This is a genomic window from Paenibacillus piscarius (genome assembly GCF_022234545.1).
GTDB classification, from domain to species: domain Bacteria; phylum Bacillota; class Bacilli; order Paenibacillales; family Paenibacillaceae; genus Paenibacillus_AQ; species Paenibacillus_AQ piscarius.
The window spans coordinates 458,563-482,297 of the sequence record NZ_JAIEUI010000004.1 but is presented as its reverse complement, the minus strand read 5'-3'; the positions used below and the strand labels follow the sequence as shown (position 1 = coordinate 482,297).

Genomic DNA, 23,735 nt, shown 5'->3' with positions numbered 1-23,735 from the left:
GGGAAAACCTCACGTACGGTTTGATGAGGAGGGGCTGGCTATACACCAGTCCTTTACTCTAGTCAGCAGTCACCGGATTTCGACCGCGAAGAGCGGTTCTAATCAAGAAATCTGGGGACAACAGCGGCCGGAAGTCCAAATGTTCACCGGAGTGCCGATTACGCTTTAAGATTACATTCCAATAGAGAAGAGGATGAATGATATGTCAACAGTAAGCGGCAAGCAATTCTGGTTTGTGGTAGGATCGCAGCACCTGTACGGAGATGAAGCGCTGGGTGAAGTGAAGGCCCATGCCCAGGAGATGACCGATGCGCTCAATAACAGCGGGGTGCTTCCTTATCCGCTGGTGCTGCAGGACTTAGCCGTCAGCGCCGACAAAATCACTTCCATCATGAAAGAAGTGAACTATCGCGACGAGGTTGCCGGTGTCATCACCTGGATGCACACCTTCTCCCCGGCCAAAATGTGGATTCGCGGCACGAAGCTGCTGCAGAAGCCGCTGCTGCACCTGGCTACCCAGTACAATGAGAGCATTCCGTGGGCAACCATTGACATGGACTTCATGAACCTGAACCAGGCTGCCCATGGCGACCGTGAGTATGGCTTCATTAATGCCCGTCTGAAGAAACAGAATAAGGTTGTTGTAGGATACTGGGAGCGTCCGGAAGTCCAGAAGCAGATTGCCGAGTGGATGGACGTTGCCGTAGCGTATAACGAGAGCTTCAACATCAAGGTTGCCCGTTTCGGCGACAACATGCGCAATGTGGGCGTGACCGAAGGCGACAAGGTAGAAGCCCAGATCCAGTTCGGCTGGACCGTGGACTACTTCGGTATCGGCGATCTGGTCGCTTATGTGAATGAAGTGAAGCAGGAAGAGATCGATGCCCTGTTCGCAGAATATACCAAGCTGTATGCCGTTGATTATGGCACGTACAGCAAGGAAGATTGGGGATCCAGCGTTAAGGTGCAGGCCAGCTACGAGATTGCCCTCAAGCGCTTCCTGAATGCAGGCGGCTACAATGCCTTCACCTCCAACTTTGAGGATCTGCACGGCATGAAGCAGCTTCCTGGTCTGGCTGTTCAGCGTCTGATGGCCCAAGGCTACGGCTTCGCCGGTGAAGGGGACTGGAAGACCGCTGCTCTGGACCGCCTGATGAAGGTGATGAGCCACAACCAGAACACCGGGTTCATGGAGGATTACACCTACGAAATGGCTGCCGGACAGGAAGCGATTCTCCAGTCCCACATGCTGGAGGTTGATCCGAGCCTGGCCGCTAACCAGCCGAAGATCATCGTCTCTCCGCTGGGTATCGGCGATCGTGAAGACCCGGCCCGTCTCGTATTCGACGGCAAGGCTGGTGAAGGCGTGGTCGTATCGATGGCCGACTTCGGTACACACTACAAGCTGCTGATCAACGAAGTTACTGCGTTCGAGCCAACGGTTCCGGCTCCGAAGCTGCCGGTAGCCCGCGTGCTCTGGCAGGTGAAGCCGAACTTCCAGGACGGCGTGAGAGCCTGGATCGAGAACGGTGGCGGCCACCACACCGTCGTATCACTGAACCTCACTACTGATCAGATCGTAACCTACGCCAAGCTGGTTGGCCTGGAGTATGTAATTATTAAGTAATAAGAGTTACTTGTTAGCGTAATGCATGTTAAAAAGAGCGAGGGGGCGTATAGCCCTTTCGCTCTTTTTGCGCGGCAGGTATGGGGAGTGCGGCGGCGAAGGCAGTTAGGCCCAATGTATGCGAAAAACCGAACACATTCGGCGCTACGTGGGCGCGTGGTCCAAATGTAATCGGAAAACCGATTACAAAGTGCAGGCGCGGGGCAATCGGCTCCAATGTAATCGGAAAACCGATCACAAAGTGCAGGCGCGGGGCAATCGGCTCCAATGTAATCGGAAAACCGATTACAATGTGCAGACGCGGGGCAATCGGCTCCAATGTAATCGGAAAACCGATTACAATGTGCAGGCGCAGGCCAGCGCAGCGGTTCCTGTGCCAGGTGCCCCAATTGTCCCTACCCTCCTAATGTCCCTACTGTCCCCCGCCCGTCCCACTCACTTCTTATTCCGCGCGCGGTATTGCTGCGGCGTGGTGCCGGTGATCCGCTTGAACAGGTTGGAGAAGCTGCCCAGGCTGGTGTAGCCAACCTGCTCGGCGATGTCGGTAATCTTCAGCTCGGTGCCCTCCAGCAGTTGCTTGGCCTTCTGCAGCCGCTCCTGGATAATCACATCGGAGATTGACAGTCCGGTCTCCTTCTTGAACAGCCGGGAGAGATAGGCCGGGTTCAGGTACACATACGCAGCCAGCTCATCCCGGGTGATCTCCTCACTCAGACGCGAGCGGATATACTGCCTGATCTTGGACACCGTGGCCGAGGATACATTGTTGCTGGACTGCAATAACCGCAAGGCTGCCCGCATACAATCCATCGCCCAGCTCTGGAGAGTGGCGGAATGCCGCGGATAATTCTCTTTCTCCATCAGCGCCTTCAGCTCCGCTGAGGCGTGGGCGGACAGGCCTTTTTTGGCCAGGACGGTGTGAAGAATGAACAGAATGCCGTGGATGAGCTGGCGGTGCAGCTCGCTGGTCCAGCGTTCGGCCTGGATCCCTGCGAACCACAGGTTCACGCGCCGCCCCAGCTCCTCCAGCTCCCCGGACTCCAGCAGGGTGGCCCATTCGCCGAAGATATGCATCGGTGCAGCCTGGGGCAGAGCCTCCAGCGGCGTATTCCGGCCATGCTCCTGATCCTCCGGGCTGAACACTTGACGTGAATGGGTCAGATTGCGTTGTTCCCGCTCGGTAACATAAGTGTAGGCGCTCATGATCTCGGACAGCACTACGCCCGGGCTGATATAGATGGACAAGGAGCAGTGCAGCAGCTGTTCACAGGTATTCAGGAAGTTCTGGCCGTTCTGCTCCAGCTTGCGGCGGACTGCATTCAAGTCATCACGTACATAGATTACTGCCAGGTTGTGGCCGGCCTGATCCTGCAGCACGGTTCCCTCCAGCCCATGTAACAACAGCTCCTCTGCCAGATTACGCAGTGCGTACTCCATAATGGTCTCATCCCGTGCGCTGAGGTTCTCCTTCCACTGCTCCAGCCCGAGCAGCACAAGGAAGTAACGGTCATCCGGCCGCAGGTCCAGATTGTAGGTATGCGCCGGGATGGTGAGCGATTCCAGGACAGGGGCGGCCCGCTGGCTGAGAATATCCTGCCAGAACCGTTCCACCAGTAGCGGCAGCTGATGCTCCCACTTTCTCCGGTACTCCCGGATCAGGGACTCGAACTCTTGCTGCTCCTTCTGCCTGCTGATCTCGGCCAGCGCCTCACGGGAGACCTTCATCAGCTCCTCATAATCTACCGGCTTGAGCAGATAATGAAAAGCGCCCAGAGATATCGCGCGCTGCGCATACTCGAAATCGGCATGGCAGGTCAGCATAATTGTCAGCGTGCGGGGAGAGGACTGCTTCACCCAGGCGAGCAGCTCCAGACCGTCCCTGCCCGGCATTTCGATGTCACAGATCAGCAAATCGACAGGCTGCCGGGTAAGCTCATCAATCGCCTGATCCACGTTCTCCGCCAGACAGACATCCGACACGCCAAGCGCGCTCCAGTTCACTCCCTGCTGGAGGCCTAGCAAGGCAAAATATTGGTCATCGACAATCAGGGCTCTGAACATCGCAGCATCACATCTCCCTCTGAACGGGCAGCCGGATCTCCACTGCAGCCCCTCCGTCAGGAGCATTACAGAAGATCAGTCTGGCCCGGTTGTTGTAGAACATTATCATGCGCCGGTATACATTCCATATGCCCAGATGGCGGTCTGTCGGCTTGCGCTCATACAGGCCCTGATTGAGCATGTCCATGTGATGGGCGGAGAAGCCCGGGCCGGAGTCTCTGACCCGGATCACTATGCTGGAATCGCCGTTCTCCCCGGCTTCCTCATGAACGGTGATGCCAACGGCGAAGGGCTTGGCATTGTTGATGAAGCCATGCTTGAACGCATTCTCCACGAAGGGCTGAATCAGCAGCGGCGGAATCAGGGTATGCTCAAGCTCCGGCGGAAGCTGCACCTCATAGGACAGCTTGTTCGGATACATCACCATCTGGATTTCAATATAGTTCTGAATATGATTCAGCTCGCTGCGGAGCGGTATCCAGGTGTCGTTGGTATTCATAATGAAGCGGAAGTGGGAGACCAGGTGGCCGATCATTTTTTTGATCAGGGCATATTGCTTCAGCTCCACCAGATGGAAGACGATATTCAAGGAATTCATGAAAAAATGCGGATTGATCTGCGCCTGAAGATGCTTCAGCTCGGCCTGCTGCACCTTCATCTGCTCCTCATACACATCAATCTTCAGATTGCCGATCTGCTCCGCCATCTGGTTGAATTGCCGGTTAATGATCTGGAACTCGCGGGTGTTGCCTTCCTTCAGCCGGTACTCCAGCTGGCCCTTCCCCAGAATACGCATTCCGCTGGTCAGATGCTGGATCGGCTTGAACACCAGCCGGCTGAGCAGCGCCAGGAGGATCGCCATAATGATAATAATCGCGATGGGGATCACCTTGATAATCCGCTGGAAGACCGGCAGCTCGTCCAGAATCGACTTCTCATCCAGCAGGATGAATACATTCAGATTGGAATACTGCGAAGGCTTGTCAATCAGCAGATAATGATTGCCGTTGCTCAGCCGGATCGTTGCATCGACCGGACGATCCGGCAAGTTAAGCTGGCTGCGGATGAGGCCCAGATCCTCGTCAGAGAACTGCCCCCACAGCAATTTGCCCTCACTGCTGACCATGCCGATCTGTTCACTGCCCCCTGTAGACTCCAGGTGGGTTAAGGGCTGGGCCAGGGAATCGATGCTGACCAGAACGCCCATCTGGAGCCGTCCGCTCTTGTCCGGCAGCACCTTGAACAGCACCGGCTCCCCGCCGAGCGTGAGCGTCTCCCACTTCAAGGAGCCCTGGAGATTGGGCGATTTCAAGCGGGAGGACAGCCCGGAGGCAATCAACTCCTTCTCCTGGTAGTACTCCCGCTGGCTGCTGAGGAAGAGCTCATCCCGGTCCTGATGGTAGACGAAGACGCTGCGGATGATCGTATAGTAGCTGACATCGCTGTACCACTGGTCCATCAGCTTGCGGATGGACAGATAATAATTGACGCTGTCCGGGCCGCTGTCGGAATACAGCTCCAGCAGCATGTTCTCATTGGCGGTACGCAGCAGATAATGGCTGGTCTGCTCCAGCAGCTCATCCAGTGTACCTAAGTGAAGGGTTAGCGTGTCAGAGGCCGATTTTGCCACTTTCTCACGGACAATGTTGGAGGAATACAGGTTAGTGTAAGAGAGAAAAAGGAACAGCGGCGTGACCAGCAGCAGCACCAGGGCACTCACCTTGAATCGCAAAGACAGTTTCATAGCCTCACCCCTTATCCTTAGGTACATGTATGCGCTGAGCGGCAGGAAAGGGGAAGGACGGCGGCCGTCCTTCCCCTTAGCTTAAAATATAAGAATGTATATGTTCCACACGATAACTTATCCTTATATTTCTCGCTGAAACGATACCGCCCTTAAAAAGGACGGTATGGCTGTTTCCACTTATTTATTTCGGTTGATTAGCCTTCCAGGCGTCATATTGCTTCTGCACCTCGGCACGGATATCCTCAATGCCGTTGGCCTTCAGCTTATTATTGTATTCCGTCAGCACCTTGTCTACTCCCAGGCTGCCCGTTTCGAGCAATGGACGGAATTCCTTGATAATGTTGCTCACCACCGAGACCTGTGTTTTGACAGGGTCGGTATTGAAGTTGAAGCCGAACGATTTCACCTTATGGGCGCTCTCGTTATACGCCTTGAACTTCTCCCACTTGTCTGCGCTTTCACCTTCCCACAGATAGGTCAGAGTCTGATTACCGAACATCCATTCAATCCCCGGTGCCCAGCCGGTATCCGCACGGGTAGCAATCCCGTCAGGGAGCTTGATGAAGTTCTCCTTGCCTTCCACCTTCACATACTGCCGTCCTTCTACCCCGAAGTCAATCAGATTGACCAGCACCGGATCGGTATGGAGCAGATTCAGGAGCATCATGGTCCGCTCCGGATCAACGGAGGTGCGTCCAATCGCCATCATGGAGTTGCTGACGCTGGCGGTGCTGATCTCAGGCTCATTGCCCTTCAGCTTCACCAGCTCAATGCCGGTGGCGATCGAGTCTTCCTTGTCGGAATCCGGCTTATCCGAGCCGAACTTCATCCAGGTCTTGCCGGCCTTAAAAGCGTCTTCCGTGCTGGTCTTCGTCGTTGCCGCATCCTTATTGATGTAGCCCTTGGCGAACCAGTCGCCGTAGAGCTTCATCCGGTAGATTGCCGTATCGGATTCCATGGAGCTGATCACCATTTTGTCCGTCTTGGTATCCAGCACGATGCCGGCCGGAGCGCCTGCAACCAGCTCATAGCGGAAGTTCTCCTTCATGCTCTCTCTCGTCTTGTCGAAGTAGCCGAGCGTATCCGAGCCGCTGCCGGAGAGCCAGATCGGCGCAATAGCCGGTTCCTTCTGCTTAATGGTCTCCAGCCATGGCTCCAGATCCTCCAGCGTCTCAATCGAGTTCACATCGAAGCCGTATTTATCGATCAGGTCCTTGCGGAACATAATCGTGTGGCTCTCGCCGATCTCCTTGTTGGTTGGAATGGCGTAGATTTTGCCGTCTACCTTGCCGCCGTCAAAGAAGCGGGGGTCCAGCGTCTCCTTGATGCCTTGTCCATATTTATCTAACAGCTCATCCAGCGGCAGGAACGCGCCCTTGGCTACGTTGTTGGCGAAGTCGGCCCAGTTCGGGGCAAACGTCAGATCGACCTGCTCCCCGGATTGGTAAGCCAGCGCCATTTTCTCGGCCCAAGAGGACCAAGGGAGTCCCTGGAAGTCAATCTCGGCGTTGATTTTCTCTTTGAGATACTTGTTGATCTCATCTACAACCGCCTTGGTATCATTCTGCGGGAAATTGCCGACCGTGTACACTTTCAGCTTGCGGAATGTTGAGGTATCAGGATTCGTGCTGCCTTCCGTGCCTGCTGCTGTAGCCACTGCTGTCGATTCTGCCTTGGACGGGGCATTTGCACCTGAGTTGCCCCCGCCGCATCCGGTAATGCCCAGTATCACGGCGGTTAGAGCAGCAAGCACCGCGCCCGAGCTTCTGGTTGTTCTCATTTGTATGAACCTCCTCAATGATAATTAGATCATATATTCTAACCGGCATTTACGCCAGAGTTAGACCGCTTAACCTTTGATCGCACCAATCGTAAGACCCTTGGTGAAGTACTTCTGGAAGAACGGATAGATGAACAGGATCGGGCCGATCGACAGCACCACCATAGCCATCCGCAGACTTTCGGTCGGAACGGATTCCTGAACCATCAGGGCGACGCCGGTGCCGGCAAGCTGGGTTTTGAAGAACTCGGCCTGGCGGATCATCTGAATCATGACGTACTGCAGCGAGAACTTATTGGTGTCATTGATGAACAGCATGGAGTTGAACCAGTCATTCCAGTACATCAGTGTCGTGAACAGTCCGATGGTCGCCAGCACCGGCAGAGAGATCGGCAGCACGAGCTGGAAGAAGATCCGCCACTCCGAAGCCCCATCGAGCTTGCCGGATTCAATCATCTCCTCCGGGATCGTCTGCTGGAAGAAGGTACGGGTGATGAAGATATAGAAGGCATTGGACAAGCCGGGCAGGATCAGCGCGACCAGCGAGTCCTTCAGATCGAGATAGTTCACGTACAGCAGGTAGAAGGGGACCAGTCCGCCCGAGAACAGCATCGTGATCAGCAGATAGAAGTTGAATGTCTTTTTAAAAGGGAAATCCTTCCGGTAGAGCGGATACGCATATAGCGCAATCAGCAGCACGGCCAGCACAGTTCCGATCACCGTAACCGTCAGGCTGACGCCATACGCCTTAACCAGTGTCTCCGAATGCTTGAACAGATATTGGTACGCGGATGCGTCGATATGATCAGGCCAGAATTTGTAACCCTGCAGGGTCAAGGCCTTCTCGTTGGTTAAGGAGATAGCGACAATGAGTACGATCGGCAGAATACACGCCAGGCTGAAGGCGATGAAGAACACATTCAGAATAATCTGGGCGGTAGTAGAGCCTTTGGTATATGGGTTGCTTCGGGATGCAGTAGTCATTAGAATCCTCCGTTTCTAGAAAAGAGCCGTGTCGCGGTTCAGCTTGCGGGCCAGAGCGTTCGCGCCGATGACCAGGAAGAAGCCGACAACCGATTGATAGAAGTTCGCCGCAGAGGACATCCCCAGGTCGTTGAGCTGGATCAGGCCCCGGTAGACATAGGTGTCGATGACGTCCGTAGTTGAGCGCAGCGCACCGGAGTCCAGGGTCACATGGTAGAACAGCCCGAAGTCAGAGCGGAAAATCCCGCCCATGTTAAGAATTGTGAGAATGACCATGATCGGTGTAAGCAGCGGCAGGGTGATCTTGGTGATCTGCTGCCATTTGCTGGCCCCGTCCATCACCGCAGCCTCATACAGCTCCTCGCTGATCCCGGTAATCGCCGCCAGATAGATGACACTGCCGATACCGATGGAATGCCACATCTTAGTGATCCACAGAATGTAAGGCCAAGCGCCCGGATGCATATAAGCATTCACCGAGGAGTAGCCGAACATCGGCAGAATATGCTTGACCAGGAAGCCGTACTCCGGGTGCAGGAAGGCATATACGATGAAGCTGACCACCACCATGGACAGGAAGTTCGGCATAATCATGACGGTCTGGAAGAACTTCGAGGCCAGCTTGTTACGCACCTCATTGATCGCAATCGCCAGCGAGACGGAGAGAATGAGGCCTGAGATAATGAAGACTACATTGTAGCCCACGGTGTTGATGGTTACGCGCAGGGCGTCGGAGGTAGCGAAGAGGAACCGGAAGTTGTCGAGCCCGGCCCAGGGACTGCCCATAATGCCGTCCACGTAGTTAATGTTCTTGAAGGCAATGAATAGTCCGAACATCGGAATATAGCAGTTGATGAAAAAGATAATCGACGTGGGCAGCAGCATCAGCAGCAGCACCCGGTAGCGCACGATGTTGTGCAGCAGCCGGCCCAAGCGGCCCTTGGGCTGTGCCTGGGACGGGGTAGTCATAGCTTGTGTTGCGGGATTTGCCATAAGTTCTAACCTCACTCTACTTGTTCTGGATGAATTTATTATAGTAGAGCGGCCCCGCGGAATTCTTTCTTGCAAATGACTCTGTTTATTCAAAAATGACTTTGTCCGCAGCAGGGTGTTAATCTGCACTCATGTCACAAAACAGCACCAGCGAAACGTTATACCTGTATATTCTTAAATAAGCAAAGGAGAGAGGAAACGATGTTCACGACCAGCTTGAAGACGATGAAAAAGGTAATTGCCGCAACAGCAGTCACTGCTGTAATTGGAGGGACAGTTACCGGCGGGGGATTCACTGTACCTGCGGCGGCAGCCAATGTCAACAAGGATGCTAAGGCTGGCAGCGCGTTCGCGGTCAGCGACAACGCCACTCTGAAGGCTATTTTCAGAAAAAGCTTGCTGCTGCCCCGAATCAGGCCGTGACCCAAGAGGGGGTGACCCTGACACTAACCGATCTGACCTATGACAGTAATCAGCTTATCGCTGGCATCCGGCAGGAGGGAGGGACAGTGGACAAGTACGGTTCCTTCATGGACCAGACGAGGAATGTGGACGTGTTAATCAATGGAAAAAAGCTGCTGTACGATACGTCCATCAGTACAAATCCGGATGATAAGGACACAGCCTTGATCTATTTGAGTAAGGGAGCAATGAAGCAGCAAATCCCGGATCAATTCGACCTGACGCTGAAGACTTACGCCAATGGGGTGAAGGAGCCGTTTGTTTTTAAGGTTCAAGTGAGCAAGCTGGGGACCCTGTTAAGCCTCAAGCCGGGCGTCTCCAAGAAGAACAGCAACTTCAGCTATACGGTGACCTCCTTCGAGCTGACCCCGTTAACGATGTCTCTGCAGGTGAGCTTCAAGGGTACAGCTCCGGCGGCGGCCAAGTCCAAGGCGAACCCGGAGAGAATGTTATATGACCTTGTGGATGAGAAGGGGAATGTGAGCTCGCCATGGGGCAAGCCGTTTGAGAAGGTTAAGACAAGCGGTACCGAGGAGCAGAACTATGGTGCTTTTCCGGCCGTCCCGAAGACCATTAGCGTTAAGCCGTTTACGTATGCCAAAGATGCCAGCGGCAAAATATTAAAAGACAAGCAGGGCCAATGGGCTAAAACGTATTATAAAGACCTGGAGACCAAAATTACGGTGAAGTAACGAACGTGTATAGTGGAGCTTCACCTCTTTTACAGATATTTCTGAGGATTACCAGGGGCCGCGCGGGGCCTTCATTACAGGCTGGACCTATTGGTTCTGCTGGAGTACTGCACCGGGAGATTGGATGACATCCAGTCTCCTTTTTTGGTGCGGAAATTACCATAAGTTCTAGTTGAGCGGCCCGGCGGAATTCTCTCTTGCCAATGCGATTGTCACATAATGGGGGGGTGGTATTGTTATATCTATTGAATACAATCAGCAAAGGAGAATCATAGATGTTTAACATTCATTTCAACGGAGTCAAAAAAGTGCTTGTAGCTGCTGCAGTAACGGTTACATTAGGCGGAGTGTCGAGCTATGGAATTTCCGCCCCGTCTGCTCTAGCAGCCGGAGTCAGCAAGGGGGCAGGCGTATTCGCCGCCAGTAACGATACTACGCTGAAGGCGATAGCCAAGAATGGAATTGCGGCTTCTCCCAATCAGGCGGTGACGCAGCAGGGAGTCAAGCTGACTTTGACCGATCTGGCCGTAGATGGCGCCAAAATTGTGGCAGGTATAAAGCAGGAAGGTACTAAGCTGACCAAGGAAGGCGCATTTCTGGACAATACAAGGATAATGGAGGTATTGATTGACGGGAAGTCCGCAACCTTCGATATTATGACCAACCAAGAGAAGGATTCCGCTCTCTTCTATTTGCAGGAAGGGAAGGTTAAGCAGGTGATCCCTGACTCATTCAAGCTGACATTAAGAGTGTACGTCAAGGGAGTGCCGGAGCCGTTTGAGTTCAACACTCAGGCGGACAAGCTTCGCCTGCTGCTGGATCTGAAGCCCGGTGTCTCCAAGAAAAACAGTAATTTCAGCTATACGGTGACCGGATTTCAGATGAGCCCGTTAACGATGTCGCTGAAGCTGAATTTCAAGGGGGTGCATCCAGCTACAGCCCGTTCCAAGGCAGGTTCACAAAATATGTTATATGAACTTGTGGACGATAAGGGAAATATATCTCCTTCACTTAACATCATAGACAAAAAAGTACTGACAAGTGGATCAGAAGTGCAGCATTACGCCGCTTTTCCAGCCGTTCCGAAGTCCATTAGCATCAAGCCCTACACGTTCTCCTTCAATGCCCGCGGGGAATTCATCCGGGACAGCAAGGGCCAAGCGATTAAGACATATTATAAAGATCTGGAAAGTAAATTCACGGTTAAATAACGGACATGTACAGTGGAGCTTCACCGTTGGCTGTGCCCCTGCAGTGACGAATGCTATTGACAGAATTCTGGAGTATGAATAGAATTGAAAAATATTTACATGAAGGCAGCACCATCTAACTAAATATTCACAAGCTATGATTGCTATGGATCACACTATAGCAGGAGCAGCTTCTGGAGAGACTGCGGAGTTCCGCAGCGCCGAAGGGTTCATAATCTCAGGCAAAAGGACAGAAGAGTACCGGATTTGTGTTTTGCCATGCGGATTAGCCGCTGCTGCAGACGCTTATTTGGGACTTTTTATGAACCGGGAGATTGGATGATATCCAGTCTCTTTTTTGTTTTTGGCGGGAGTACAGATTCATATTCATTAAGGGGGAGACAGGTATGGCACAGACAGAATTAAAAAGAGAGCTCGCAAACCGGCACGTCCAGCTCATCGCCATCGGCGGTACGATTGGAACGGGGCTGTTCCTCGGCTCAGGCAAGGCAATCCAGCAGGCCGGGCCCTCCATCATGCTCACGTATCTGATCGTGGGGCTGGCGGTATTCTTCGTGATGCGGGCGCTCGGGGAGCTGCTGCTCTCGAAGGCGGGGTATCAGTCTTTTACAGATATTGCTGAGGATTACCTGGGGCCGCGTGCGGCTTTCATTACGGGCTGGACCTATTGGTTCTGCTGGATTATGACGGCGATGGCCGATGTGATTGCTGTGGGCGTGTATGTGCAGTATTGGTTCGACATTCCCCAGTGGGTGCCGGCGGTGATCTGCCTGGTCATTCTGCTCGGGCTGAATCTGCTGACGGTTAAGAGCTTCGGGGAGCTGGAATTCTGGTTTGCCCTGATTAAGGTCATTACCATTCTGGCCCTGATCGGCCTTGGCATTGTTCTGCTCGTGATCGGGTTTAGAACCGATGCAGGGTCGGTAAGTGTGCGGAATCTATGGGAGCATGGCGGTCTGTTCCCGAACGGGGTGAAGGGCTTCCTGTTCTCGTTCCAGATGGTGGTGTTCGCTTATGTCGGGGTAGAGCTGGTGGGGGTGTCGGCAGCCGAGACGGCTAATCCTGAGAAAAACATTCCGTCCGCGATCAACAAAATCCCGCTGCGGATTCTGTTCTTCTATGTCGGCGCGCTGTTCGTCCTGCTGTGCATTAATCCCTGGACCCAGCTTAGCGCTGCGGAGAGCCCGTTCGTGCGCACCTTCAGTCTGGTCGGCATTCCTGTCGCTGCGGGCATTATCAACTTCGTTGTGTTGACCTCGGCGGCTTCCGCCTGCAACAGCGGGATGTTCTCGACCAGCCGGATTCTCTACAATCTGAGCAGACGGAATCAGGCGTCACCGCAGCTCGGCAAGCTGAACCGGAATCATGTGCCGGCGAATTCCCTGTTCCTCTCCACGCTGATTATCTCCGCCGGGGCGCTGCTCAGCAAGCTCATTCCGGGGCAGGCGTTCGGGATTGTGACGACTATCAGCGCGATCTGCTTCATCTGGGTCTGGGGCGTGGTGCTGGTCTGCCATATCAAGTATAAAAGGAACCGCCCGGATTTACATGCCGCCTCTAAATTCAAAGCACCGCTCACTCCGCTGATCAACTATGCGGTGCTGACGCTGTTCGCGGCCATTCTGATCATCATGCTGTTTGCCGGAGAGACCCGTCCGGCGCTGCTGTTCACCCCGCTGTGGTTCATTCTGCTGCTCATCCTGTATTCTTTTAGAAGCCGTAAGGGGCAAAGTGAGCCGGAAGCCAGTATAATCAATACGTAAGCTGATTTGATTATGTTGAAGGAGCCGCAGGCGTATGAACAAAACAGACCGTATGTTAGCGATCGTACTGGAGCTGCAGCGCAAAGAGGTAGTACGGGCAGAGGATCTGGCGGCTGTCTTCGAGACGAGTGTAAGAACCATCTACCGGGATATCCAGGCGCTTAGCGAAGCCGGGGTGCCGGTGGTCGGGGCGACCGGTCAGGGATATTCATTAATGAAGGGCTACTTCCTGCCTCCGGTCAGCTTCACAGCGGAGGAAGCGGTAACCCTGCTGATCGGGACGGATTTCATTGAACAGCGGTTCGACACGGAATACGGGGACCGGGCCTCCGCAGCCGGCAGGAAGATTGAAGCGGTTCTGCCGGCAGATGTCCGGGAGAATGCCTCCCGCATCCGTCAGAGCGTCCTGCTGCTGAATACCTCCAAAGACCGGCTGCAGGGACAGGAGAAGGATTATATCGGGCAGATCCGCCGCGCGATTCTGGAGCAGCGGAAGATCAGCTTTGGGTATACGAAGGCAAGACAGGAAGCCGACGGAAGTCACCGGAGTGTCCGTACTGCCTGGCCGTACGGGCTTGTGCTGAACAGAGGAGCCTGGACGCTGGTCGCCTGGTGTGAGCTGCGGCAGGAGGTCCGCCATTTCCGGTTATCCCGGATGCTGGAGCTCACTGTGCTGGAGCAGCCGTTTCAGACGCCTGCCGGTTTCGATTTCCAGGCCTATCAGCCGGAGGACGACCGGAGTATAATCGTGCGCATCCGGGTGGATTCAGCGATAGCTGATCAGGCGGTTGAATCCGGCAACTATTATCTGGAGGCCGCAGAGGACCGGGCAGACGGCAGGCATATGACCTTCCGGGTACGGCAGCCGGAGGAATTGCTGCAGTGGGTGCTTGGCTGGGGAGCCGGAGCGGTTGTGCTGGAGCCGGAAACCTTGCGGAAACTTGTGCGGGAGGAAGCAGCAAGAATGCTGGAACGCTACTGACATAATGCCTGGTCCGGGGCCTGAACACGGTGGTTGAACGGATGCGGGAGACCCTGCCGAAGCTGGCCCACGCCCCCTTGCACAGCACTGTCCCTCATCCCCGATTCGGTCCTTTGAATGCAACCGAATGGTATCTGCTGATTGAGATGCATTACCGCCATCACCTGCTGCAGCTGGAGCGGTTTAAGCATGCAATAGGGTCAAGCATCTAGCTCAACGGAACCGCCAATAAGCCGAAGCCTATCCGTAATGGACGGAGGGATTTCGGTTTTTTTGTTTGTGTGTTGAGTTGTGGAGAAGAGTTCTTGGAAAGATTCGTAGAGTGGCGTGGAAGCTGAAGGTGGCGGAAGAGCGGCTTAGAGCCTATAGAATGGGATGGTAGAAAGGAATAGGGACCAAAAGCGAATGTATATCAAAAACAGCATACATTGAGCTGGCAAGCAGGCACACGAAGGGAATGTATATCAAAAACAGCATACATTGAGCTGGCAAGCAGGCACACGGTGGGAATGTATATCAAAAACAGCATACATAGTGCTGGCAAGCAGGCATACGGTGGGAATGTATATCAAAAACAGCATACATGGTGCTCACGCGAAGGTAATCTTATTCACCCGGAGGGTGATTTTGTTCAAATATAAGAATTTATATGTTGCAACCGGAAAAACCGGCCACATTGGGCAAGCCAGCAAGTAGGCGAAGAGAATCAATTTTTAATTATTCATTTTTGAATGAAGGAGGTTTGTCATAAAATGTCGAAACCTAATCAAGATTTCACTGTACCCTGAAGCCACCCGAACAAAAGGAGACTCACACCTATGAAAAACATCGTCCGCTCCCTTGAAGATATAGTAAATCTGGCGCCCATTTTGAAAGCTGCTTTTCCTTACGACATCTCGATTGCCGTCTGTGATACCGAGAAGTTCCTCGCCTATTATCCCGGTGATTTTATCGATTTGGGCATCCGGGCAGGGCAGGTGATTCAGCCAGACGAGCCTCTGTATTATGCGCTCAAGCATGATGAATACTCGGTAGCCAATGTTCCCAGGGAATACTACGGTTACGAATTCGTCGGTACGGTGCTGCCGGTCCATGATGAGGAGGAAAGGGTGTGCGGAGCAGTTTGTATCCAGGTGCGCAGGCAGACAGAGCTGCGGGAGATCGCTGACCGGATTGCGTTATCGCTGAATCAGGCCAATAATAGAATCAGCCAGGTCGCGGACGGCTCAGGCCTGCTTGCGAGCTACTCGCAGAGGCTGCTGGTCCAGTCAGAGTCGACAGCCCATAGTGTTCACAAAAGCAGTGAGGTGCTGGCCGTACTGAGGAAGGTGGCCGATCAGACGAATCTGCTAGGCATCAACGCGGCAATTGAAGCCGCCCATGCCGGAGAGCTTGGCCGTGGCTTCGATGTAGTCGCCAAGGAGATCCGCAGATTCTCCAAGGAGACCGAGCAATCGGCGCAGCGGATCAGGGATACGCTGGGGGAGATCCAGACGGCCATGCAGGGCATCGGCCAGGCTATCAGCCAGATTGCTTCGGTCGGTCAGGAGCAGGCGGCTTCCACCCAGGAGATCTCCAGCTTCATTGAGGAGATCCGGGCGATGTCCGAGCAGCTGAACGGGTTCGCGCAGAAGCTGTAAAGCTGGAGCGGAGAAGAAGCTGCCTGCATCGGTTCGCGAAGCTTACAGATGTGCGATCAGCGTGGCAGCCAGCGCCAGGAAGGCGGGCAGGCCCTGCATCAGCAGAATCGATCTTTTGGAGGTGATGCCGCCATAGATTGCCGCAACCGCCACACAGATCAGGAAGAACAATTGCAGCTGGTAACCGAAGTCCGTGCTGGGATGCAGCAGCCCCCAGATCAGACCGGCGGCCAGGAAGCCGTTATACAGGCCCTGATTGGCAGCCAGTGATTTCGTTTCCCGTGCGAAGGCCGGGGTTAATCCGAACGCCTTCTGCGCTCTCGGGGTGGTCCACAGGAACATTTCCAGCACCAGAATGTACAGATGCTCCAGCGCAACCAGGGCCACAAGAATTGTACTTACAATCATCATCAGAAGTCCCTCTTTTCAAGTGATAGAAATCGACATCATTCTAAATTTATATTGTGCAAAATATAATTTTACAAATCTAAATATACCCAGATTATCACCGTTTGTCAATTTATAGAATCCGAGGAGGTAAAGGCGATGTACATCAGAACACTGACTTCTGCAGACGCTGAGAGCTACCGCGCGCTCCGCTTGCAATCGCTCCAGCAGCACCCTGAGGCTTTTCTGAGCTCCTATGAAGCGGAAGTGAAGCTGTCTATCGAGACCACCCGGATCAGACTGGACTCCTCGGACGGGCATTTCACCCTGGGCGCTTTCCTGGATGGGGAGCAGGGGCTGACGGGAATGGCCACCTTCTTCCGGGAGAGCCGGTCCAAGATTCAGCACAAAGCCAATGTCTATGCAGTATATGTAGATCCTGTTGCCCGTAAACATGGCGTAGGCCGCGCGCTGATGCAGGAGCTGATTGCACGGGCGAAGGCCGCGCCGGGGCTTGAGCAGCTTATGCTGAGCGTAACCTCCAGTAATGTGGCTGCCAAAAGACTCTACGAATCTCTTGGATTCGTCTGCTACGGTACCGAGCCGAGGGCGATGAAGCTTGATGGTGTGTATCTGGACGAGGATCTGATGGCGCTGCTGCTGTAGGATATAGCGCTAAGAACACAGCAAAAACCCCCTCCGCATTGCTGGCAGAAGGGGTGAAACAAACCTTTGCTTACTTGGCAGACTTGCCGCTCAGGATGGCCTTCACCTGGCTGACCATTGCCGCTGCGTCAGCGCTGGTGACCCCGTCCTGCGGACGGAAGCTTCCGTCTTCATCCAGCTTCACGATCTTCAGGGCAATTGCTGTCTGAATCGCTCCCGAGTTCGGGAGATCGATCTTGTCATTATCCTTAATCTCCACCGGGATCAGCTTAATCATCGGCAGCTGCCCGCTGGATTGCAGCGTGTTAATCAGCAGAGTGGTGAACGATTCGCGGGTAACGCTCATGTTAGGATCAATCTTGATCTGCAGGTGGGCCTCAGGTCCGGCTGCGTCCTTAATGAACTGGACAGCTTCGGTGGCAGTGATTGGCTCACTTACCGCACCGGGTGCCGGGTGTGCCTTCAGGTAATTCACGGCATTTCCGGCGATGGAAGCCGCTTCAGGACGGGTAATTGCCCCCTTCGGGTGGAAATTTCCGTCTCCATCCAGCTCCACGAAGCCGAGGGCCAGGGCAGTCTGGATAGCACCGGAGTTCAGGATGTCGATCTGATCGCCGTCCTTCACGTCCATCGGAACAACGTTAATCATAGGCAGTTGTCCGCTGGTCTGTAACGTATGGATCAACAGATATGTGAAGGCTTCACGGGACATGCTGGCCGCCGGAGTAATCTTGATCTGCAGGCTGGCTTCCGGGCCCACTGCCTCCTTGATTATCTGCACTGCTTGCTCTGCGGTCAGGACCTCATCTGTAGCAACAGGGGCCGGATGGGCCTTCAGATATGCCAGCGCATTGCTGATGGCTACTGCTGCTTCTGCACGGGTGATCTCCTGCTTGGGGTTAAGCTTGCCGCTGGCATCCAGCTTCAGCACACCGTAATTCAGCGCGCGCTGGATAGCACCGGAGTACTCCACCTTCACCTGATCCTGGTCGGCGTACTCTACCACCACCGGCTTAATCATCGGCAGATGGTTCGTGTTCTCCATCGCATCAATGAGCTGGTAGGTGAATTCTTCGCGGGTCAGCTTCTCACCAGGCTTCAGATCAGCTGGCAGGTCCAGTCCGTGCACGCCGGCGATAATCAGCGCCTGTGCATACCAGGCGGAGTCATTCGCATTCTTGAAATAGTCGGTGGCATGGGGCTCCTTCACGAACCGGATCGCATTCAGATTCAGATCAAACGCACTCACGATCATCTGCACTCCCTGGGCTGCTGTGATGCTGATATTCGGGCCGAACAGATCCGCGCTGATGCCCTTAATCAGGCCGCTGTTCTGCAGAGCAATGATCTTGTCTTTGTCAGGCACATTATTAATATCCTTGAAGGCTGCTGCCGATGCGAAGGATTGTCCTGTCAGGCTTAGCGTAAGAGCGGCGGCTGCGGTTACTGTCATCATCTTGAATGTATTCTTCACGTTCAGTCACCTCTTCGAGTAGTTTGTGGTTTATTTGTGATCTTAGACGGCGGCTCATGCAAAAAGGTTACAGTATGTCTTCAGTTTTTTGCATACATTTTGTTCATGTGCCTCGCGGCCGCCGAATATAATAGGTTTTCCGTCTACAGCCGGCTCAACAAAAAACAGCACCTGCCCATCAGGCTAGCGCTGTCTTCTCATAGCTAGAATCAAACCTTCGCCGCAACGATCTGGTTCCGGCCTTGATGCTTGGCGGCATACAGCGCCTGGTCGGCAGCCTTGAACAGGTCGTTCAGGTAGGTGGTCGCGTCCATGCCGGGCGGGATCTTGAATTCGCCGATACTGAGCAGCCCCATGCTGATGGTGACAGAGACGGGCTCATCGAGGTAATCGATGTGGATGATATTCTGCTCCACGCTTAATTTGAGCTGCCCGGCCAGCTGGGGGGCTCCGTCTTCTTCCGTATCCGGCAGATAAATGATGAACTCCTCTCCGCCGTAGCGGGCCAGGATATCCGAGGGCCGGAGACAGCGCTGCAGCACCTCCACCGTCCGGCAGATGACCTCATCCCCGGCCAGATGGCCGTAGCGGTCATTGACCGTTTTGAAATAATCGATATCGATCAGTATAATGGTCGAAGAGGCCGGTGCATTCCGGTCCTTTAGCAGCTCCTCTTCCAGCCGCTGCATGAGATAATGCCGGTTGAAGCAGCCGGTCAGGCTGTCTGTAACCGCCAGCTTCCGCAGCTTGGCGTTCGTCTGGAACAGCTCCTCCTGAACCTTAATCAGGGCGGCGTTGCGCTCCTGCAGGATGGCGTTCTGCTGGGCGGTCTCCTCAATCAGGCGGCGCAACTCGGTGATATTCTGGAAGATGATAATCCGTCCGACCCGGCTTCCGCCGACCATGATCGGTGCGGCATGAATGCTGATATACATCTGGAGGGTGGGATACAGCAGCTCAATCTCTGCGACCTCAAGCGGGTGATTCCGGTAGGTCTGCAGGAAGGCTTCGGTCTTCAGCTTCTCGCCGTCCGGCAGGTAGAGGCCCATCTCAAACCGCTGCCCGGGCGACAGTCTGACCTGCGGAAGCAGCGCACGGTTAATCTCGACTACCTGCTCCTTATCATCAAGCACCAGAATGCCGTACTCCATTGTATTGATGATATCCTGATGGGCGATGGTCACAATATCGAACACTTTGTCCTTGTGGATGGTGATCACAAAAAAAGTAGCCGACACCACAATCCCCAGCGAAGTAAAGCCTGGAATCACAGGCAGGTAATCATCCAGCACCACATTCAGCAGCACATCGATCATGAGGAAGATGCATACGGCAACGATGCCCCGCAGAATATACAGAATCTGATTCTTGATACGCTGGGCCTGATCGGAGACCAGGGCGGTGCGTATGACATACAGCGATCCAATGGCGTGCAGAATCAGAATGATCATATTCACCCAGAAAATGGGGCCGTAGATCCGTTCTACATATCCCCCGTTCACCGGACGTACGAACCATCCGTGCGGATTCAGGATCACTCCGGCTGAGGATAGCAGGGCAGGAATGAACAGGACGGCCAATACCTTTTTACGAAGAAATTGGGATTGGCCGGAGAGCAGTATCGTGAAGAAGATCCAGCCCAGGATCAGCAGGGAAGCATCGACGAAGGCGAGCTTCACATAGAAGAGCTGGTAGACAGGATCATTAACAGTCCTTATGGCGAACTGGGAATACGGCCAGATCAGCATTGAGAAATGGAAGCCCAGGTAGACCTTGTGCAGGTTAGTAATGGTGACGGTGGCGACTACATAGACGAACAGAAGGAACAGAATGAAGCACATGATCAGATCGATCCATGACGCTAAGGCCAATATATTACACCTTCTTGATATTAATAGTATTATTTGTTTTTTATGGGTCTAAGGTCTTATATATTGCTTTTAATATATAATTAGCGTGTGCAGAATACAAGATTTTTAGCTAAATCAAGCGGAAAAATATGGTTGGGAGGGCATCCTATGAAGTCGATTAGCGTTCAAAGCCTGGCGGAGAAATTCAAGCTGGAGGTGCTTGCCGGAGCGGGCCGGATGGACCGTCCCGTGACCCGTCCAAGGACGCACAGGCCGGGCCTGGAATTCGTCGGATATTTCGATTTCTTTCCAATGGAACGTGTGCAGGTGCTGGGCCGCAAGGAGATCAACTATCTGCTTACGCTAAGTGTTGAGGAGCGCAAGCTGCATATCGGCAATATTGTCAAATATCATCCGCCCTGCTTCATCGTGACCAGCGGCCAGCAGGAGATTCCTTATCTGACGCTGTTCTGTGACCAGGAGGGGATCCCGCTGCTGCGGACTCCTGAGGTGACCAACGAGTTCATCGCCAGACTGGACAGCTTCCTGGTGAAGACGCTGGCACCCGAGGTGTCTATCCATGGAGTGTGCGTTAACGTATCAGGGATCGGCGTGCTGCTGCGGGGCAAATCGGGCATTGGCAAAAGCGAGACCGCACACACTCTCATCAGACGGGGCCACCGCTTCGTGGCCGATGACATTGTCGTGCTGAAGAAGCTCGGACCAACAACGCTGCTTGGTACCCACAACGAGACCACCCGTGAGTTCCTGGCGCTGCGCAGCATCGGCCTCATCAATGTTGTGCGCCAGTACGGACGGCGGGCGTTCCAGGATGAGACGCGGATTGTGCTCGATATTGAGCTGGCACCGTGGCAGGAGAACTCGCTTAATAACGAGCTGGAGGTGGTTCCCCAGTTCACCGAATATCTCGGGGTACAGATCCCGCATATTGAGGTTCAGCTTCAGCCGGGCCGCGATGTGGCCGGCCTGATTGAAGCAGCTGCGAACAACTGGTATCTCAAACAGCTCGGGTACAGCGCAGCAGAGGAATTCATGAAGCGGATTGAAGACGGAATGCAGTCCTGACGGAAGAAGACGAATGAAGGGTCCGCTCCTTGGGCAACTTAGGTGAAAGACAGCAAGGGAGTGGATTGTTAGAATGGCAAGGAGAAGCAGAAGATACGCAGTGCCGGGATCAGCCCAGGGGATGCAGACCTTCAAGGCGGAGGTCATGCGCCAGGAAGGATTCAAGGTTGATCCGCAGCATCCGGATGATGTGAAGTACGAGGTGGCCAAGGAGCTGGGCATCCCGCTGCAGGCAGGGAATAACGGCGGGCTGACTACGGAGTCGGCCGGGCAGATCGGCGGCAGAATCGGGGGCTCTATGGTCCGTGAGATGATTCGGCTTGCCCAGGAGCAGCTGGCTAACCAGCCGAAGGAATAGAACTGATAATAACTGATTAGATTCATATCCATAGCAAAGAGATCCCTTCCCTATTTCGGGATTGAGGATCTCTTTGCTATTCCCTGCTTCAAGCGGGGCGGCAGCTTCATTGCAGGCTGCCGCTGAAGTATTTGTTCTCCGTACGAATCGCAAATCCGCTGCGGAGGTACAGTTGTAGTGCGCGTGCGTTCTCTGTAACCACGCTGAGCCGGATAACCGGATAAGGCTTCTGCAGCAGGAGACCGACGGTCTGCCGGAGTACCTCAGCGCCGTATCCCTTCCCCTGACAGGAGGGCAATATACAGAAGTTGTAGATGAATGCCGTCTCCTGGTTCACCGCATTGACCCGGATCAGCCCGATCCGCTCGTCTTCTGTCCAGGCAATATACGTCATCTTCCCCGGCTCATCCGTCCGCTGGAAGAATCCGCGCGTCTCCTCCTCCGATTCGCCGAAGGCCCGGGCGGAGCAGGCGATGCTGAATTCCAGGTCGGCAGGTGTTGCCGGGAGCAGACGCACAGCGTCTGTAACCGGCGGGACAGCAGCCCGGGGATCATAGATCATCGCATATTCCGACCGGTCGTAGCGGGCGCCGAGGACTGCGGCTGCGGCCAGGCCCGTCTCTGAGCCGCCGGGTATTCTGTAGCTGAGCCCCCGCACAGCAAGCGGAGCGATGTCTTCCCTGGCCCGCTGAAGAAGCTGGCGGAACACGCCCTGGCGGCGGTATTCGGGATGGACCATGGCATTGATCTGCGCATATTCAGTGCCGGAGGTGAACCAGCTCAGCAGGCCGATGAGCCGGTCTTCACGGTAGCAGAGCAGCGCGTGATCGCCGCCTTCCTTGGTGAGATGCTCCAGGTCTGAGCTGATGCGGATGGCATCCGCCTCGCTGCACCGCTGCTCCAGTTCCATAATATCTGCGGCCTGCCGTCTGGAATGGTACGTCATGGCAATAATCGCTATCCCCGGATTCATGGCGCAGGCGGAGCCGTGAACAGGCTGTTCCTGTAATTCGTGAGCGGGGCCAGCCAGACCGTGCCGGTTCCCCGGTAGACATTGACCAGACCTTCACCGGAGGCGGCGGAGCCCAGACGGGTCTTGCCTGACTTCTCGACGGTGAAATCCAGCGTATTCGACCACATCAATGCAAAGTTGCCATCCACCTTCAGCACATCATTCTGCAGCTCAACCACTACAGCCTCCTCGGCCGGAATCGGCGCTTCCAGCGCCAGTATGCCCTTGCCCCGGGCACTCAGGTTGAACAGGCCCTCTCCGCCGAGAACGGCAGAGGACACATTCTTGCGGGCTGTAACCGAGACATCCAGCGTGGTCTCACAGGCCAGGAACAGCCCGTCATCCAGAACGATATCGTCATGGTCTACGTCAATCAGCCACAGATACTTGTAAGTGGTCTCCAGCATAATCGTGCCGGTTCCTTTATAGAGCGGTTTAACTGCACTTGTTCCCGTGGCTGCGCCTGACAGCATATTGCGCATCAGACCGCCGACACCCTTGATGCCGGAGGTCATCTCAATGTTACCGATCATGTACTGCATAGCGCCTGCGCTGAGCATTACCTCGCTGTTATTCAGCTCAATCATAAGCTGCTTATTGCGCATGTTGCTCTGGCTCATGAAGTAATTGGCCTGCGCCTCGGCAACGGAGGTACAGCTTAAGTCCTCCTTGTATTCAAGCACCGAGAACCCGCCCAGCTCCTGCCTGACGACTACGTTGGAATTGTCCTTCAGATTACTGATGGTAAAAGCCATGGTGATCTACTCCTTCGGTCGCAATTATTATGCACAGCCGTGTAATCATGTCTTCCGCCATAAATATTCGACACCGCCCGCGGGTATCCTTGGCATTGAAATAAAAAAGACAGTATAACAATTCCTTTACATATATTATCAGATTAGCGTAATGTTCTAAGTATAGTGCCTTGCGCACAAACGCATTTGCCTCTACCCGCAGTAG

21 protein-coding genes and 1 riboswitch are annotated in these 23,735 nt (G+C 54.2%); of the genes, 11 read left to right on the top strand and 10 right to left on the bottom strand.

Annotation, left to right across the window (positions count from 1 at the left end; genetic code table 11):
- The first annotated feature begins 202 nt into the window (after window positions 1-202).
- On the top strand, window positions 203-1,627 hold the full coding sequence (araA, locus tag K1558_RS10415; RefSeq protein WP_238651484.1) for an L-arabinose isomerase: 1,425 nt from the start codon (window positions 203-205) through the stop codon (window positions 1,625-1,627).
- A 435-nt stretch (window positions 1,628-2,062) separates the two neighbouring features.
- Here the strand turns inward: araA and K1558_RS10410 are convergent, their stop codons facing one another.
- The 5 genes from K1558_RS10410 to K1558_RS10390 all read right to left on the bottom strand — a co-directional run bounded on the left by K1558_RS10410 (window position 2,063) and on the right by K1558_RS10390 (window position 9,192).
- On the bottom strand, window positions 2,063-3,688 hold the full coding sequence (locus K1558_RS10410) for a response regulator (protein ID WP_238651483.1): 1,626 nt from the start codon (window positions 3,686-3,688) through the stop codon (window positions 2,063-2,065).
- Window positions 3,689-3,695: 7 nt separating this feature from the next.
- Window positions 3,696-5,432, bottom strand: a complete 1,737-nt coding sequence (locus K1558_RS10405; protein WP_238651482.1) for a sensor histidine kinase — start codon at window positions 5,430-5,432, stop codon at window positions 3,696-3,698.
- A gap of 184 nt (window positions 5,433-5,616) precedes the next feature.
- Complete coding sequence (locus K1558_RS10400) at window positions 5,617-7,215, bottom strand: ABC transporter substrate-binding protein (protein ID WP_238651481.1); 1,599 nt, start codon at window positions 7,213-7,215, stop codon at window positions 5,617-5,619.
- A 69-nt stretch (window positions 7,216-7,284) separates the two neighbouring features.
- On the bottom strand, window positions 7,285-8,199 hold the full coding sequence (locus K1558_RS10395; protein ID WP_238651480.1) for a carbohydrate ABC transporter permease: 915 nt from the start codon (window positions 8,197-8,199) through the stop codon (window positions 7,285-7,287).
- Window positions 8,200-8,214: 15 nt separating this feature from the next.
- Window positions 8,215-9,192 carry an ABC transporter permease gene (locus K1558_RS10390; protein WP_238651479.1) on the bottom strand — a complete coding sequence of 326 codons (978 nt, stop codon included), beginning with the start codon at window positions 9,190-9,192 and terminating at the stop codon, window positions 8,215-8,217.
- 201 nt (window positions 9,193-9,393) lie between these two features.
- Here K1558_RS10390 and K1558_RS10385 point away from each other — a divergent pair, with 201 nt between their 5' ends.
- From K1558_RS10385 to K1558_RS32765, 7 genes are all read left to right on the top strand, one after another.
- Window positions 9,394-9,615, top strand: a complete 222-nt coding sequence (locus tag K1558_RS10385; protein WP_238651478.1) for a hypothetical protein — start codon at window positions 9,394-9,396, stop codon at window positions 9,613-9,615.
- A gap of 11 nt (window positions 9,616-9,626) precedes the next feature.
- Entirely contained in the window at window positions 9,627-10,346 is a 720-nt protein-coding gene (locus K1558_RS10380; RefSeq protein ID WP_238651477.1) for a DUF5643 domain-containing protein, read from the top strand.
- Window positions 10,347-10,621: 275 nt separating this feature from the next.
- Complete coding sequence (locus K1558_RS10375; RefSeq protein ID WP_238651476.1) at window positions 10,622-11,557, top strand: DUF4179 domain-containing protein; 936 nt, start codon at window positions 10,622-10,624, stop codon at window positions 11,555-11,557.
- 163 nt (window positions 11,558-11,720) lie between these two features.
- Window positions 11,721-11,800, top strand: a riboswitch (glycine riboswitch).
- Window positions 11,801-11,943: 143 nt separating this feature from the next.
- The gene (locus tag K1558_RS10370; protein WP_238651475.1) at window positions 11,944-13,320 is read left to right on the top strand and encodes an amino acid permease; all 1,377 of its coding nucleotides are present in this window, start codon (window positions 11,944-11,946) and stop codon (window positions 13,318-13,320) included.
- 34 nt (window positions 13,321-13,354) lie between these two features.
- Entirely contained in the window at window positions 13,355-14,302 is a 948-nt protein-coding gene (locus K1558_RS10365) for a helix-turn-helix transcriptional regulator (protein ID WP_238651474.1), read from the top strand.
- Between the two features lie 8 nt (window positions 14,303-14,310).
- The gene (locus K1558_RS10360; protein WP_338019685.1) at window positions 14,311-14,514 is read left to right on the top strand and encodes a DinB family protein; all 204 of its coding nucleotides are present in this window, start codon (window positions 14,311-14,313) and stop codon (window positions 14,512-14,514) included.
- Window positions 14,515-15,120: 606 nt separating this feature from the next.
- The gene (locus K1558_RS32765; RefSeq protein ID WP_274528484.1) at window positions 15,121-15,942 is read left to right on the top strand and encodes a methyl-accepting chemotaxis protein; all 822 of its coding nucleotides are present in this window, start codon (window positions 15,121-15,123) and stop codon (window positions 15,940-15,942) included.
- Between the two features lie 42 nt (window positions 15,943-15,984).
- On the opposite strand, the gene K1558_RS10350 is transcribed toward K1558_RS32765, so the two are convergent.
- Window positions 15,985-16,353 carry a DUF1304 domain-containing protein gene (locus tag K1558_RS10350; protein WP_238651473.1) on the bottom strand — a complete coding sequence of 123 codons (369 nt, stop codon included), beginning with the start codon at window positions 16,351-16,353 and terminating at the stop codon, window positions 15,985-15,987.
- Between the two features lie 135 nt (window positions 16,354-16,488).
- Between K1558_RS10350 and K1558_RS10345 the strand changes: the two genes are divergently transcribed.
- Window positions 16,489-16,995: a GNAT family N-acetyltransferase gene (locus K1558_RS10345; protein WP_238651472.1), complete on the top strand. Its 507-nt coding sequence runs from the start codon at window positions 16,489-16,491 to the stop codon at window positions 16,993-16,995.
- Between the two features lie 70 nt (window positions 16,996-17,065).
- Here K1558_RS10345 and K1558_RS10340 read toward each other — a convergent pair whose 3' ends face one another.
- Both K1558_RS10340 and K1558_RS10335 read right to left on the bottom strand, forming a co-directional pair.
- Window positions 17,066-18,469, bottom strand: coding sequence for an S-layer homology domain-containing protein (locus K1558_RS10340; protein ID WP_238651471.1), 1,404 nt, complete (start codon window positions 18,467-18,469; stop codon window positions 17,066-17,068).
- Window positions 18,470-18,678: 209 nt separating this feature from the next.
- Window positions 18,679-20,340, bottom strand: coding sequence for a histidine kinase N-terminal 7TM domain-containing diguanylate cyclase (locus tag K1558_RS10335; RefSeq protein WP_238651470.1), 1,662 nt, complete (start codon window positions 20,338-20,340; stop codon window positions 18,679-18,681).
- A 147-nt stretch (window positions 20,341-20,487) separates the two neighbouring features.
- Here K1558_RS10335 and hprK point away from each other — a divergent pair, with 147 nt between their 5' ends.
- Together hprK and K1558_RS10325 are read left to right on the top strand one after the other, a co-directional pair.
- Window positions 20,488-21,405, top strand: a complete 918-nt coding sequence (hprK, locus tag K1558_RS10330; RefSeq protein WP_238651469.1) for an HPr(Ser) kinase/phosphatase — start codon at window positions 20,488-20,490, stop codon at window positions 21,403-21,405.
- 73 nt (window positions 21,406-21,478) lie between these two features.
- Window positions 21,479-21,763, top strand: coding sequence for an alpha/beta-type small acid-soluble spore protein (locus K1558_RS10325; protein ID WP_238651468.1), 285 nt, complete (start codon window positions 21,479-21,481; stop codon window positions 21,761-21,763).
- Between the two features lie 106 nt (window positions 21,764-21,869).
- Here K1558_RS10325 and K1558_RS10320 read toward each other — a convergent pair whose 3' ends face one another.
- Window positions 21,870-22,736 (bottom strand): GNAT family N-acetyltransferase, encoded by an 867-nt coding sequence (locus K1558_RS10320; RefSeq protein WP_238651467.1) that lies wholly within the window; start codon window positions 22,734-22,736, stop codon window positions 21,870-21,872.
- Window positions 22,733-23,530: an AIM24 family protein gene (locus tag K1558_RS10315; RefSeq protein ID WP_238651466.1), complete on the bottom strand. Its 798-nt coding sequence runs from the start codon at window positions 23,528-23,530 to the stop codon at window positions 22,733-22,735. The genes K1558_RS10320 and K1558_RS10315 overlap by 4 nt, the downstream gene beginning before the upstream one ends.
- Window positions 23,531-23,735: the final 205 nt, after the last annotated feature.

What these genes read in the sequence shown, in the direction of transcription:
- araA (WP_238651484.1), top strand. Translation starts at nt 203, where the DNA reads ATGTCAACAGTAAGCGGCAAGCAATTCTGGTTTGTGGTAGGATCGCAG.
- K1558_RS10410 (WP_238651483.1), bottom strand. Translation starts at nt 3,688, where the DNA reads ATGTTCAGAGCCCTGATTGTCGATGACCAATATTTTGCCTTGCTAGGC.
- K1558_RS10405 (WP_238651482.1), bottom strand. Translation starts at nt 5,432, where the DNA reads ATGAAACTGTCTTTGCGATTCAAGGTGAGTGCCCTGGTGCTGCTGCTG.
- K1558_RS10400 (WP_238651481.1), bottom strand. Translation starts at nt 7,215, where the DNA reads ATGAGAACAACCAGAAGCTCGGGCGCGGTGCTTGCTGCTCTAACCGCC.
- K1558_RS10395 (WP_238651480.1), bottom strand. Translation starts at nt 8,199, where the DNA reads ATGACTACTGCATCCCGAAGCAACCCATATACCAAAGGCTCTACTACC.
- K1558_RS10390 (WP_238651479.1), bottom strand. Translation starts at nt 9,192, where the DNA reads ATGGCAAATCCCGCAACACAAGCTATGACTACCCCGTCCCAGGCACAG.
- K1558_RS10385 (WP_238651478.1), top strand. Translation starts at nt 9,394, where the DNA reads ATGTTCACGACCAGCTTGAAGACGATGAAAAAGGTAATTGCCGCAACA.
- K1558_RS10375 (WP_238651476.1), top strand. Translation starts at nt 10,622, where the DNA reads ATGTTTAACATTCATTTCAACGGAGTCAAAAAAGTGCTTGTAGCTGCT.
- K1558_RS10370 (WP_238651475.1), top strand. Translation starts at nt 11,944, where the DNA reads ATGGCACAGACAGAATTAAAAAGAGAGCTCGCAAACCGGCACGTCCAG.
- K1558_RS10365 (WP_238651474.1), top strand. Translation starts at nt 13,355, where the DNA reads ATGAACAAAACAGACCGTATGTTAGCGATCGTACTGGAGCTGCAGCGC.
- K1558_RS32765 (WP_274528484.1), top strand. Translation starts at nt 15,121, where the DNA reads ATGAAAAACATCGTCCGCTCCCTTGAAGATATAGTAAATCTGGCGCCC.
- K1558_RS10350 (WP_238651473.1), bottom strand. Translation starts at nt 16,353, where the DNA reads ATGATGATTGTAAGTACAATTCTTGTGGCCCTGGTTGCGCTGGAGCAT.
- K1558_RS10345 (WP_238651472.1), top strand. Translation starts at nt 16,489, where the DNA reads ATGTACATCAGAACACTGACTTCTGCAGACGCTGAGAGCTACCGCGCG.
- hprK (WP_238651469.1), top strand. Translation starts at nt 20,488, where the DNA reads ATGAAGTCGATTAGCGTTCAAAGCCTGGCGGAGAAATTCAAGCTGGAG.
- K1558_RS10325 (WP_238651468.1), top strand. Translation starts at nt 21,479, where the DNA reads ATGGCAAGGAGAAGCAGAAGATACGCAGTGCCGGGATCAGCCCAGGGG.
- K1558_RS10320 (WP_238651467.1), bottom strand. Translation starts at nt 22,736, where the DNA reads ATGAATCCGGGGATAGCGATTATTGCCATGACGTACCATTCCAGACGG.
- K1558_RS10315 (WP_238651466.1), bottom strand. Translation starts at nt 23,530, where the DNA reads ATGGCTTTTACCATCAGTAATCTGAAGGACAATTCCAACGTAGTCGTC.